General features: G+C 65.0%; 12 protein-coding genes and 1 tRNA gene. 6 read left to right on the forward strand and 7 right to left on the reverse strand.

The features are described from left to right. Positions 1 to 2 precede the first annotated feature (2 nt). The 5 genes from OXH74_RS05125 (at position 3) to OXH74_RS05145 (ending at position 2,627) form a co-directional block, all read left to right on the forward strand. Positions 3 to 602 (forward strand): DUF4136 domain-containing protein, encoded by a 600-nt coding sequence (locus OXH74_RS05125; protein ID WP_375740333.1) that lies wholly within the window; start codon positions 3 to 5, stop codon positions 600 to 602. A gap of 137 nt (positions 603 to 739) precedes the next feature. Continuing rightward, a complete protein-coding gene (locus tag OXH74_RS05130; protein WP_375740334.1) occupies positions 740 to 1,294 on the forward strand; it encodes a DUF4136 domain-containing protein in 555 nt (184 codons plus the stop codon). Between the two features lie 22 nt (positions 1,295 to 1,316). Continuing rightward, positions 1,317 to 1,805 (forward strand): GNAT family N-acetyltransferase, encoded by a 489-nt coding sequence (locus tag OXH74_RS05135; RefSeq protein WP_375741564.1) that lies wholly within the window; start codon positions 1,317 to 1,319, stop codon positions 1,803 to 1,805. Further along, positions 1,789 to 2,166 (forward strand): DsrE family protein, encoded by a 378-nt coding sequence (locus OXH74_RS05140; protein WP_375740335.1) that lies wholly within the window; start codon positions 1,789 to 1,791, stop codon positions 2,164 to 2,166. Before OXH74_RS05135 ends, OXH74_RS05140 begins: the two co-directional genes overlap by 17 nt. Continuing rightward, positions 2,163 to 2,627 (forward strand): glycine cleavage system protein H, encoded by a 465-nt coding sequence (locus OXH74_RS05145; protein WP_375740336.1) that lies wholly within the window; start codon positions 2,163 to 2,165, stop codon positions 2,625 to 2,627. The genes OXH74_RS05140 and OXH74_RS05145 overlap by 4 nt, the downstream gene beginning before the upstream one ends. A gap of 95 nt (positions 2,628 to 2,722) precedes the next feature. Here the strand turns inward: OXH74_RS05145 and OXH74_RS05150 are convergent, their stop codons facing one another. Then, positions 2,723 to 3,247: a hypothetical protein gene (locus tag OXH74_RS05150; RefSeq protein WP_375740337.1), complete on the reverse strand. Its 525-nt coding sequence runs from the start codon at positions 3,245 to 3,247 to the stop codon at positions 2,723 to 2,725. Positions 3,248 to 3,612: 365 nt separating this feature from the next. Here OXH74_RS05150 and OXH74_RS05155 point away from each other — a divergent pair, with 365 nt between their 5' ends. Then, the gene (locus OXH74_RS05155) at positions 3,613 to 4,080 is read left to right on the forward strand and encodes an aminoacyl-tRNA deacylase (protein ID WP_215371286.1); all 468 of its coding nucleotides are present in this window, start codon (positions 3,613 to 3,615) and stop codon (positions 4,078 to 4,080) included. 249 nt (positions 4,081 to 4,329) lie between these two features. On the opposite strand, the gene OXH74_RS05160 is transcribed toward OXH74_RS05155, so the two are convergent. The 6 genes from OXH74_RS05160 to fdhE all read right to left on the reverse strand — a co-directional run bounded on the left by OXH74_RS05160 (position 4,330) and on the right by fdhE (position 12,559). Beyond that, positions 4,330 to 4,620: a hypothetical protein gene (locus OXH74_RS05160; RefSeq protein WP_375740338.1), complete on the reverse strand. Its 291-nt coding sequence runs from the start codon at positions 4,618 to 4,620 to the stop codon at positions 4,330 to 4,332. A gap of 342 nt (positions 4,621 to 4,962) precedes the next feature. Further along, positions 4,963 to 7,680, reverse strand: a complete 2,718-nt coding sequence (locus tag OXH74_RS05165) for an AMP-binding protein (protein WP_375740339.1) — start codon at positions 7,678 to 7,680, stop codon at positions 4,963 to 4,965. A 474-nt stretch (positions 7,681 to 8,154) separates the two neighbouring features. Continuing rightward, positions 8,155 to 8,250, reverse strand: a tRNA-Sec gene (locus OXH74_RS05170). Between the two features lie 13 nt (positions 8,251 to 8,263). Next, positions 8,264 to 10,177, reverse strand: a complete 1,914-nt coding sequence (gene selB, locus OXH74_RS05175) for a selenocysteine-specific translation elongation factor (protein ID WP_375740340.1) — start codon at positions 10,175 to 10,177, stop codon at positions 8,264 to 8,266. Beyond that, a complete protein-coding gene (gene selA / locus OXH74_RS05180; RefSeq protein WP_375740341.1) occupies positions 10,174 to 11,580 on the reverse strand; it encodes an L-seryl-tRNA(Sec) selenium transferase in 1,407 nt (468 codons plus the stop codon). Before selA ends, selB begins: the two co-directional genes overlap by 4 nt. Positions 11,581 to 11,629: 49 nt before the next feature. Continuing rightward, positions 11,630 to 12,559, reverse strand: coding sequence for a formate dehydrogenase accessory protein FdhE (gene fdhE, locus OXH74_RS05185; RefSeq protein ID WP_375740342.1), 930 nt, complete (start codon positions 12,557 to 12,559; stop codon positions 11,630 to 11,632). Positions 12,560 to 12,589: the final 30 nt, after the last annotated feature.

Below are 12,589 nucleotides of genomic sequence, written 5' to 3' on the forward strand. Positions count from 1 at the left end.
CCATGAAACGCCTCGGACTATTGGCCGCCACCGCCATCCTTGGTGCCTGCCAGAGCCCCAATCCGTACATCGCCGAATCCAACCCGCTGCCGCCCGCCCCACCGGGCGCGGCGACCATCTTCGATGCCAGCGCCTACCCCGCCGCACCGCGCGACTATGGCCGTTATCGCGACTGGACCTGGCTCGACGGCCGCCTGCCGGCCGGCAACAACTGGGCAACGCCCGAGCAAATGGCCGAGATGGTCAATTCCGGTCTCGACCAGCACGGCCTGCGCCAGGCCCGCAATGTCGCCGATGCCGACCTCCTGGTGGCCGCCGACCTGCGCTTCGAGCGGCGCCTGCGGCAGTACGATGACTACGGCGGCGCCTACTATGGCAGCGGCCCCTGGCGTGACCAGTACGGTGCCTGGGCCAGCTTGCCCATCGTGCGCACTTATGAACAGGAAGTCGCAGTGGTCTATCTGGAGTTCTTCGACGCCCACAACAACCAACGCGTATGGAGCGGCAGCGCGGAAACTGACGCCATCGGCAACCGCTCCGACTGGGCCAATGCGCTGCGTCAGGCGGTGCGGGAAGCGCTGGATGACTATCCACCGCGTTAAAGTCCGAGCCGGCTCGACCATCACTCATCTTCACTTCGGGGAGAGGGACGGGGGTGAGGGCAGCACCTCCTGACATTCCCCTTGCCCCCTGCCCAGCCTTGCGCTTCGATAAAGGCAATGGCACTGGAGAACGCACCATGATCCGCCATACGCTGCTGCTTCCCCTCCTCCTGTTGCTGGCCGCGTGCCAGACCTACCAGGTCAATCGCGACTACGACAGCAGCCGTGATTTCGCCGCCTACCGCACCTGGAGCTGGAAGGAGCCCGCGGTGCAATACAGCCCGGACGACCCTCGCATCAAGAGCGACCTCACCGGACAACGCATCCGCGAAGCCGTTGGCGAGCAACTGGACCAGCGCGGCCTCCGGCCCGCCACCGATAAACCTGATCTGATGGTGCAATCCTGGCTGATCGTCGACGAACGACAGCAACAATCCAACTACAACTATGGCGGTTACTGGGGCGGTGGATGGAATGGGTATTGGGGCGGACCGGCCTACACTGAAACCCGCATCTACACCTACAAGGTCGCCACCATTCAGGTAGATTTCTTCGACGGCAAGGACGGCAAACTGGTCTGGCGCGGTAGCGCAGAGCAGATCATGAAAGCCTCGCCGCCCAACCCTGCCGAGCGTGAAGCCGCGATCCGCGAGACGGTCGCCAAGGTGATCGCACAGTACCCGCCACAATGAGGACGTGATGACCCAGAACCCCCTGCAATTCCAGCACCGCCCCGCTAGCGCTCAGGACCTGGACGAGGTGGTGCGCTTCCCGCAGGACGCGGACGAGTTGTTCTTCGCCTACCCGAAAGCCAGCTGGCCGCTCACGGTCGGTCAACTCGCCGCTGCCATGGCCGAACGTCGTGGCAGCACAGTCGCGCTACTGGACGGCCGAGTGGCCGGCTTCGCCAACTTCTACCAATGGCAGCACAGCGACTACTGTGCCCTCGGCAACGTGATGGTGGCACCCTGGGCACGCGGCCAGGGCGTAGCCCAGTACCTGATCGAGGCCATGGAGCGCTTGGCCCGCGAACAGTACAAGGCCCGCCTGATGAAGGTTTCCTGCTTCAATGCCAATGCCGGCGGCCTGCTGCTCTACAGCCGGCTCGGCTACCAACCGAGCGGCATTGTCGAACGCCTGGGCCCGGATGGGCAGCGTGTAGCGCTGGTGCAACTGGACAAGTCCCTTGAGCCGGCCCAGTAAGGCACAGCGCGTCCTCATTGTGGTCAGCAGCGGCCCCAGCACGCCCGCCCGCTGCGCCGCGCCCTTCCATACCGCCACCTTGCTGGCCTGCATGGACGCCGAGGTAACCCTTTTCCTCAGCGGCGAAGCCACCCAATTGGCCCGCAGCGACGTGGCCGAACATCTCTGCGCCGTTCCGGGGGGTGAGCCGATACGCTACTTCATCCAGCAGGCCAAGCTGGCCGGCGCGCGCCTGCTGATGTGCCGCGCACCTGGGGTTTCGATCGACGAGGGCGCATTGATTCCCGAACTGGACGAGATCGCCAGCGGCGGCGAACTGGCGCGAATGATCCTGGAATACGACCGGGTGCTAACGCTATGAACATCCATGGACTCGACTTCCCCGACCACCTTCTTTATGCGCCCGACTACAACCTCTGGCTGCACGAGGAAGCCAATGGCAGCCTGACTCTCGGGCTTACAGCCTACGGCTGCGCCATATACGGGCAGATATTCGCCTTCACCCCCAAGCGGGATGGCCAGCATATCGACAAGGACCGCAGCTTCGGCGTGGTGGAGTTCGCCAAGGCTGCCTCTTCGGCACGCAGCCCCCTGGCGGGCGTCATTCAGGCGAGCAACGAAGCGGTAGTTCACCGCCCGGCCCTGATCAATCAGGACTGTTATGGCGCTGGCTGGATGGTACGGATTCAACCTGACGACTGGGCCAGCGCCAGAGCCGACTTTCTTAGCGGCGACGACGCTCTCGCAGCCTTCGCCGAACGCATGCGTCTGGACGGTTATGACCCGGAAGATGAAGGGGTGCAGGCGTTGGGGCGGGACTGAAACGGCGCCCTGGAGACAACACGCATCACGCCGATGCTGATGCTTGCCGAAGCCCGACGCGAGCGCGTGGGCTCCGGTTGCAAATGCACGATCGCTTAGTAGTCGTCGTGGTCGTTCCGGTCGTCGTTCTTCATCGAAGAAGTCGTGGCGTTACGCAAGCCCTTCTCATTGTGGTAACCGGGCGTCGAGGTCGAGATCGAACGCGCCTTGGAAAGACCGGTGGTATCCCGGGACTTGGCCAGGCCCGAAGTGACCGAGCCGTGGCCGTTATCATCGTCGCTGTCGCGACCATAGTGATGGCCGCCATCATCGCGACCGTCGCGACCGTAGTGGTTGCCACTCTCACCACGATCCCGCGACGCCTTGTCAGCGTGGTCGCCGCTCCGGCCATAACCATGACCGCTCCCCAGCCCGCCGCCGAAACCACCACCATGGCCACCGCCGTAACCGCCACCATGGCCGCCGCCGTGGCCACCACCACCGCCACCGCCACCACCACCGCCATTACCACGGGCATAGACGGAGCCAAAGAACGACAGCTCACTCGGCAGCATCGCAGCCGAGCCAAGCATGAACGCGCATGTGGCAAGGGCGATGAGAGACTTCTTGTGTTTGGACATGGTGCCTCCACAGGCAATACAACGAGACAGTCTTAGGACAAGTCCTACTGGCCTTGGTTCTCGATTAACCGACGAAACGACGCGAACTGAGCGACAGTTGGCAAAAGGGTGAAGGCGCTGGGGCCCTCAGCAGGACTGGCCATACTTGACAGGTGCGAAATCATTCGCAAAAGGCCGCAAAGGGACCTCAATCAATAGGCCAAGCAACAGACCTCCGGTCTGCTTGGCGGATGAATTCGACCCTACACTTACAAGAAGCATCGCCTTCGGCTGATGCCGGGCGGGGAGCGGGAGGCTCCTCCTTGTGTGCCGGAAACGCCGGCTGGCTGGGAGCGACAAACCGGCGCCCTGGCTGGAGGTGTCTCATGACCATGGTCACCCAGTTGCAAAGCTGCCTCACGCAGCATAATTCCCGCTATGACGTGCTGTCCCATGCCGCGTCCGTAACCACCCGCGAAGCCGCGCGCCGCGCCGGTGTACCGCCCCAGCAGATGGCCAAGCCGGTGATCCTCGACGACTTCCAGGGCCACTGGCTGATGGCAGTGGTGCCTGCTACGCGCCACGTCGATTTGGAGAAAGTCCACAAACTGACCCACCGCCACTGGCGACTGGCCCGTGAGGGCGATTTCAGCAAACGTTTCGGCGACTGCGAATTGGGCGCCATCCCTGCAGTCGGCAACATCTTCGGCCTGGAAACCCTGATCGACCAATCCCTGACCGAACAGCCGGACATCTACTTCGAGGCAGGCGATCACAACGAACTGGTGCACATGAGCGGACAGCAATATCTGGAGCTGATGCCCGAGGCCAAACGCGGCCGCTTCTGTGAGTGATTGAGGCCAGGTACGAAGGGGAAGCAGGCATTTGGCCTGGGGGGGTGGTTTGGCCCTGATGTCTGCTTCGCCTCTGAACCTACCCACAGGAACAAGTAGCTTGAAATGGACGGAAGGCAGTGGGAGTCGCCCCAGTAAATTGCCTGCCCGCTGCGTCGCAATCCTTGCTATTGCCGGGTTTCCAGCAAACCCGGCAAATTGTTTTAGGGGTATTCGTGTCTTTGATCTCGACACCTTTCCGACACGGGCTCAAGGGTTGTAACGGCTCTGGGCAACGCACCACTTGCTGGACTTGTCGTTCGACTGTTTGCAGTGATTGCGGAACATCACCTGGGCGTGCCGTTGGCAGTTGCGGAACTGCATTGACCCCTTCTCGTTCTTGCTGCAGACGCTGTCGAGGGCAATTTCACCGTTCCGTTCCTGCCAGTTCAGGTAGTAATTCTCGCTATCCGCGTGTGTGACATTGGATTTAGGTGTTGCGGCAAACGCCATGCTTGCCATGAGAACGAGTGCGCTGCCCAGTGCGAATCGGATGACCATATCAGCTCCTAACTAGATGCTCGTGCGTGATGGCGCCTTCTGGAGGGGCCTTTCTCATTTGGTCGGGCCAGGCTCCCTGGCGGGTACGCTCGGCGTAGTGACTCACTTCCCGAAAAACCGACGCGAATAGTGCGCAGCGGCCATAGACGCCGCAAGGGCTCGATACCCACTTGAGGTGACCGCCCGTCGCCACGGACGATTGAGCTCCCAGCGACCGGTCAGGCGACATAAGGGGCATGGGGATCGGAAGTCTTCGTCATCGCTTGCCTGACGTCCCTTCCTCCAGTCCCGGGGCAGGCAAATAAACTGCCCCCTGTTTCGCTCTTTTCTCTCCTCGGTCCCTCAAACGTGACTCAGCGTACGTTCCGACTCATCCACGTGCTCCAGCAGCACCGCCCTCGCCGCATTTCGCAGACTGATTGCCGCCGACCAGCCCGGCCCCTCCGCCACCAATGGCGCGCACAGGCTGACGTGGATCGCGCCCCGCAGCGGGAACCACTGACCATCACGCAACACCGTGCGCGTGCCGCGGATGGCGACTGGGACCAGGGGAACCCCGGCGTTCGAGGCGAGCACGAAGGCGCCCATGTGAAAGGCGCGCAGACCCTGCTCGCGACTGAAGGTCCCTTCCGGGAAGAACACCAGGGACTGGCCAGTCCGCAGCGCTTCGGCCAGGGCCTCGCTGTCCGCGACACTGCGTTGCAGGTCGAAGCGCTCGACGAACCGCGCGCCGAGCTTGCGCAGAAACAGACCAGCGAGCCATTGGCTGGCCAGCTCACGCTTGGCGACGAAGGCGAACCGCGGCGGCAGCGCCGCGCAGAGGATGACACCGTCGAGGTAGCTGGAATGGTTGGCGGCCAGCACGCTCGGCCCGCCCTTCCGCATATGCTCCACGCCCTCGACACTGAACGGCACCCCGGCCAGGCGAACGAACAGCCGCGCGGCCTGCCGGGCGAAGGCGCGGCACCAGCGCTGACGCGGCAGGATCGCCACGCCAAGCCAGGTCAACGGCGCGACCAGCCAGAAAAGCAGCCAGATATAGACGGCATAGAGCAGGCTGCAGACTGACCGCCAGCCGCGTCCGAGATAGCTGTGGATGGCCTGCCCCAACAGCCGCAGCACCTGACGCCATGGCGCCAGACCAGGCCGCCCCACTTCATCACGCTGGTACAGCTCGCGGCAGGCGGCCCGACGGATCTTGCCGCTGGAGGTCTTGAGCACGCTCCGGGGCGGCGCCAGAACGATGTCGTCGGGGGGCACACCGGTGATGTCGACCACGACTCGATTGATCGCCTGGCGCAAACCCTGCCGTGTGGACTTGTCCTTCTCCGCACTTTCCGCCATTACCACCAGGCGATCGGTGCCCGTGGCCGGGTCGGGGCTACCGAACACCGCGATGCATCCCTTGCGCAAGCCCGGGAGGCTGCCGATCGCTGCCTCGACGTCGTAGGGATAGATATTGCGCCCGGCTCGTATGATCAGGTCCTTGGCCCGACCGCTGATGTAGAGCTCACCAGCGGCCATGTAGGCGAGATCGAGCGAGTCCATCCAGCCGTCGCGCAACACCCGTCGGGTCTCCTCCGGGGCGCGGTAATAACCGGCGCTGGTGGACGGCCCGCTGAATTGCAGCCGGCCTTCCCGGCGCTCGGGCAGTTCGATGCCATTGCCGTCGACGATGCGCACCTGATGCCCCGGCAAGGGACGGCCGCAGGAAACGAAGCTCAGGGTGGCGCCGTCGTCAGCTTCAGCGGGAATGGCCTGGCCCCGGGCCTGGAAGGCCTCGCGCTGTACCCGGTCGATCAACAGCCCCCGGCCCAGCGGCGGAAATGCCACGCCCAGGGTACCCTCGGCCAGACCGTAGACCGGTGACAACGCACGGGGATCAAGGCCAAAACGGGCGAAACGCTCGGCGAACCGTTGCAGCGTATTCGGACTCACCGGCTCGGCACCATTGAAAGCCAGGCGCCAACTGCTCAGATCCAGGCCCTCTAGCTCAGCATCGGAGATTTTCCCCAAGCACAGTTCGTAGGCAAAATTGGGGGCCGCCGACAGGGTGCCGCGGAAGCGGTGGATCGCCCACAGCCAGCGTCCCGGCCTGGCCAGGAAGGCCAACGGCGACATCAGCACCAGGCTGAAGCCGTAGTACAGGCTGCCCAGCCAGGCGCCTATCAGCCCCATGTCGTGGTACATGGGCAACCAACTGACGAACACATCCCGAGGCTCCACCTGAAGCGTCGTCCCCATGGCGCGCAGGTTGGCCAGCAGGTTGGCATGGCTCACCATCACCCCTTTGGGTTGGCCGGTGCTGCCTGATGTGTACTGGAGGAAAGCGATATCCTCCGGCTGCCGCGTCGGCGTCATGCAGTCCTGTCCCTCGCCACCCAACTCAGCCACGCTGGCGATGCGCGCAAGGCTCGGGACCTGGGACCGGAGCAACTGGGCGAGAAACTTCGCCTCCGCCACCGTGATCAGTACCCTTGCCTCGGCATTGCACAGGATGCCGGCCTGGCGCCGCAGGTGATCCTCGACCTGTGACAGGCGCAGCGGCGGGTAGATGGGAACCGGGATGCCGCCAGCCAGCAGAATGCCGAAAAAGCCCCGCAGAAAGTCACGGCCGGTCGGCAACATCAGGGCCACGGTCTGTCCGGTGCGCAAACCACCCTTTTGCAACCCCGCCGCCACGCCCCGGGCTTCGCGCTGCAGATCGCCGTAGCTGATGTCCTCCGGCCGGTCGTCTTCACCCAACAGCCGCACGTGGGTATGCCCAGGCTGATAGTGCGCATGCCAGTTCAATACATCGACCAAAGTGCGTGCAGTATCCGGCACCTGCCGCTCCAAGCTGCCAGGCGCGACTGGATCTACCACCCAGGCAGGCTGTTCCGATCGGTCGGCGCCGTCGCCGCCGCGGAGCACGCGCAGCACATCAGCGGGTGTGCTGGCCGAAGCGAACAATTCTTGCGGCAAACGCACCCCGAACTCGCGCTCGATCTGCGACCAGAGTTCGACCCGAGCCAGACTGTCCACGCCCAGGTCCTGGTCCAGCACGCTTTGCAGGGTCACTCGCAATCCTGGCGCCGCCTGTGGACGCAATTCGGCCACAGAGCGCCGGACGACTCGGAGCAGTTTTTCCGCGTCCTCATCAAAGCCAGCAACGGTGCGGGTTTCCGGAGGCGGATGAGGCATCGCAAACCCTCGCCGGGGAAAATCCTCAACTGCTGCGATTATGCGCCCATACACGCGTTTTCGGACCTTCCACTATCGCCGGTTTTTGACACATGGCCGGCTCGGAAAAGCAAAATCCCCTGCAGCTACAGCGGCTGGGCTTGGATATGGCGGGAAGCTAGGAAGTCAAACTCTGAATAACGCAGTCTCGATTCGTCGCAAAGCCTGTCATTGCAAGGCCTCCAGCCAGACGACCAGTTCGTTTCGCGGCAGCCAGTCCCGGGATTTTCGACACTTCATCGACAACGAGGCCCAACCGACCTCGACTGAGACGCTGAAAGCTCCATAAACAGGGGCCTCCAGATCGCGAAATGGCGGAAGGCAGTGGGAGTCGAACCCACCCAGGAACGGCTGCCGTCCCCCACCGGGTTTGAAGCCCGGCCACGCCACCGGGCGTGCTTGCCTTCCTTATTCGGGGTGATCAGTTAGGTGGTCGTTGGGCCAGCGCCGAGTCCTCCCTGATCTTGCGTGCGTTGCCCATGCGGCGGGTGAAGCCGATGCGGTCGAAGTATTCCAGCAACTGGACGCTGCGCTTGCGGCCGATGCCAATGCAGTCGCGCCAGGCGGCAGCCGCGATCAGGCCGTTTTCATCCTGCAGCTGCTGGGCCAGTGTAGCCAGTTGTCTGATGGTCGCATCTGGATAGAACAGGTCTTTTACCACCTGGTGCAGCAGTCCGAGCCGGGCCAGTTTGCGCAGCAGCAGGCGTATTGCGCCTTCGTCCACCGCCAGTTCGCCGGCAAGGTCGCGTACCCAGGGTGGGTCGAATTGGCCGGCCAGCAACAGCGGCCAGAGGCGCGTGCGCATGGCTTCGTCCTGTTCGCTCAATTGCACCTGATGGTCGGGCAGGTGGAGCCAGGGGCCGCTGGCCTGCACGGTATCACCGGCCAGGGCCTGCTCCAGCAGGGTGATGAATACCGGGCGCTCCAGATCGGGCAGGGCGTAACGGCGCAGGCGGTCGCGGTCCGGCCCGAGTTCATCCGGCTGTTCAGCATGGAAGCGCGCCAATCCATCGAGCAGGGTCTGGCCGAGTGCCTGCCAACGAGCCTCATCGAACAGGCGCGGGCCGAGCTTGGTGGCGATTTCGACAATGCTGTCGGGCAGCGCCCAACCCGTACGCGGGCGGTTGAACTGGCGCTCCAGCACCTGCGGGTCGAGGCCGTTGCCGGCACTGGCGAGCAGGGTCCCCAAGGCGGTCTCCAGGCTGCTCCCGCGCAGGGCGTCGAGCTGGGCCAGGCGCTCGGGGGTGCGGCGGTTGCGTGCCGGGGCGAAGGGGTCGAGGACACGGCCGCCGCCGAGGGTGCGCTGGGCGGACTGGTCGCGCAGTACGAGATGGTCGCCGTGCACAGCGTGGGCCGGAGCGTTGAGCAGCAGTTGGGCGAACCCACGCTGGCCTGGCGCGAGACTGGTGCCTTCAAGCAATGCGACCCGGCCAGTGACGTCCTGAGCGCCGAGGTGAACGTGCACCGGTGTCCAGTGGGTCAATTCGTGTCGCTCGCTGGGCAGCAGCTGCAGGTCGATGTCGAGGCGGATACTGGGCGCAAACAATGCGCTCGACAGAAGCCAGTCGCCGCGATGCAGTTGATCCAGGGCCAAGCGTTCGCCGGCTATGTTGAGGGCGACGCGCTGACCAGCCCGGGCGATTTCCGCCTCTCGGTTACTCGCCTGCAGGCCACGCACGCGCACGGTGCGGCCGGAGGGGCTGAGGACCAGTTCATCCCCCACCCGCACGCGCCCGGCGAAAGCGGTGCCGGTGACCACCACGCCCGCGCCGGCCACGTTGAAGGCGCGGTCAATGGGCAGGCGGAAATAGCCTTCGCCGCTGCGCGCCGCCACCGCTGCCGATTCCGCCAGCAAGGCCTGGCGCAGGGCTGCGATGCCTTCCCCGCTTGGGCTGGCCACGGGGTAAATGGCTGCGCTGGCCAAAGGGCCGGACGCCAATAGTGCAGTTACTTCGGCGCGCGCCTCCTCGATGCGCTCAGGGAGCACCCGATCGATTTTGGTCAGGGCCACGATGGCGCGGCGGATGCCGAGGAGCTCGGCGATGGCGAGGTGTTCGCGGGTTTGCGGCATCACGCCATCGTCGACGGCTACCACCAGCAGCAGCAGGTCGATGCCGCAGGCGCCGGCGAGCATGTTGTGGACGAAGCGTTCGTGGCCCGGCACATCGATGAACGCGGTGGTTTGGCCATTGCCAAGATCGGCGTGCAGGTACCCCAGGTCGATGGTGATGCCGCGCTCGCGTTCGGCCGGCCGGCGGTCGCCCTGGAGCCCGGTCAAGGCTTGCAGCAGGGCGGTCTTGCCGTGGTCGATGTGGCCGGCGGTGCCTACGATCACTCGACCTCCGCACTCAGGTGGGACAGCTGGGCAAGGAATGCCGGCTCATCGTCGAGCTGGCGCAGGTCGAGCCAGAGGGCGTCATCGTCAAGCCGGCCGATCACCGGAATCGGCAGGGTACGCAGCGCTTCTTCAAGGGTGCGCAGGGCTCGTCCGCGCAGGCGTTTTGGCTGTTGTGGACGCAGGCACAGGGCAGCGCTGGGCAGACGCGCCACGGGTTGGGCGCCACTGCCGATCATGCCGAGAGCGGGCTCGGCGCGTACCTGCCAAGTAGCGCCGAGTTGCGCGGCCAGCAACGGCGCCAGTCGCTCGGCCTGGGACCGAATCTCGGCCTGCGGTCGGCTGAGCAGGCGCAGCGTAGTGAGTCGCTCGCCGAGGCGCTCCGGATCCCGGTAAAGGCCGAGTACGGCTTCCAGCGCGGCAAGCGTCAGCTTGTCCACGCGCAGGGCACGCTTGAGCGGGTTTTTCTTGATACGTGTGATGAGTTCGCGGCTGCCGACGATCAGGCCCGCCTGCGGTCCGCCGAGCAGTTTGTCGCCGCTGAAGGTGACAATGTCGGCGCCGTCGCGCAGCGCCTCCTGCACGGTCGGTTCCTTGGGCAGACCCCAGCGGGTCAGGTCCACCAACGTGCCGCTGCCGAGGTCCTCCAGCAACGGCAAGCCATGGTTGTGGGCAATGGCCGCCAACTCCGCCGTGGGTACGCTGGCGGTGAAGCCTTGGACGCTGTAATTGCTAGTGTGCACGCGCATGAGCAGGCCACTCCGCGGCCCGATGGCGGTTTCGTAGTCGCGGGGATGGGTGCGGTTGGTGGTGCCGACTTCAACGAGCTTGACGCCGGCGCGGGCCATGATATCGGGGATACGGAAAGCGCCGCCGATCTCGATCAGCTCGCCCCGGGAGATGATGCCTTCCTTGCGCGCGCCTAGGCTGTTCAAGGCCAGCAGCACAGCGGCGGCATTGTTGTTGACCACGGTGACGGCCTCGGCACCGGTGAGCTCGCGGATCACCCCGGTGATGAGATCGTCGCGGTCGCCGCGTTTGCCGCTGGCCAGGTCGAATTCAAGGTTGAGCGGGTAGCGCGCCGCGAGGGTGATGGCGTCGATGGCCTCTTCTGGCAGCAAGGCGCGGCCAAGGTTGGTGTGCAGCACGGTGCCGGTGAGGTTGAAGACGCGCCGCACGCGGCTGGAGTGCCAGGCCGCGAGGCGCTCACCGGCTCGGCCGGCGAGTACGGCGTCGGTCAGTTCGACGGCCGCAAGACGGCCCTCGCGGGCCGGCTCGCGGAGTTCATCGAGCAGGTCGCGCAGGGTTTTCAAAAGTGCGTCGCGGCCATAGCGCTGCTGCAACGGCGCGCAGGCACGGCTGCGCAGCAGCTTGTCGAGGGACGGCAGGCGAGCAGCCGACATGGGCAGTCCTTAGCACAAGGCAGTTCGATCCTTAGATGAGTCTAGGCGCTCATTCGCCTCCGGGGGCCAGTAGCAGGTTGGGCGCGCGTCGAAGGTAGCCTTCCTCGCTCAGGCGCAGGTCCAGGTCCAGGCTGGCCAGGTCGTCGGCCTGGGCTTCGGCCTCGGCGCCGTACTCCAGATAGCACTGCTTGAGGTAGCCCTGGCAATTGGGGCAGGCCTCGGCGCGGATGGCCGCCTGCTCGGCTTTGGCGTCATCGCGCTCCAGGGAGAGGTAGGCAAGATGCTTGCTCTCCTGGCAATGGCTGCATTTCACCCGCACGTAGTGCCACTCGCAGGAGCAGAGCGAGCAGGCCAGATAGCGCAGGCCGTTCTGCTTGCCCCGGTGGCGGATCATGCCAACTACCGGCGGCGAACCGCAGGCTGGGCAGAAGGTCTGGGTATCGGTTTCAACCACAGTGTCTTCCGGCAGGGCCAGTAGCCAGTGGCTGAAGGCGACTTGCAGGGCTGCACCGAGGAACGGCGCCAGCGCTGCCGGAAGCAAGTCGAACTGGCCATTGAGCAGACCGATGCCCCAGGCCTTGCGCTGGCCCTCGTCGGCTTCGGCAAGTTGCCGGAGGGCGACGGCTACGGAGGGGTTGGCCGGAGTTTTGAAATGGGCAAGCAGCGCGTCGAGAGCGGCCAACCAGCCGTCGGCGCGCACCAGGGTTTCGAAGGCCAGCGGCGGCATCCGGTGTTCGCGGCTGCGGGCCAGGGCCTCCGGTGTTGGGCCGGGCAGTTTGGGCGGGTTGTCCAACACCTGCTGCTGCGCCTCGCAGAGGCTGGCGATCAGCAGCAAATAGCCAGCCAGCGGGTGCCCCTCGGCAAGCCGGCGCAGGCGCTCCGCGCGATGCTGGAAGAGATCACGCTCGGGCAGGTTGAGGAAGGGTGGAATGTTCGCCGCGGCTTCGATCTGGCCCGGCTCAAGTATTTGGCCTGACACGCAGGACTCCTTCAGTGGATTGGTCTGGGC

It is taken from the genome of Metapseudomonas boanensis, assembly GCF_042232855.1.
Classification (GTDB): Bacteria; Pseudomonadota; Gammaproteobacteria; order Pseudomonadales; family Pseudomonadaceae; genus Metapseudomonas; species Metapseudomonas boanensis.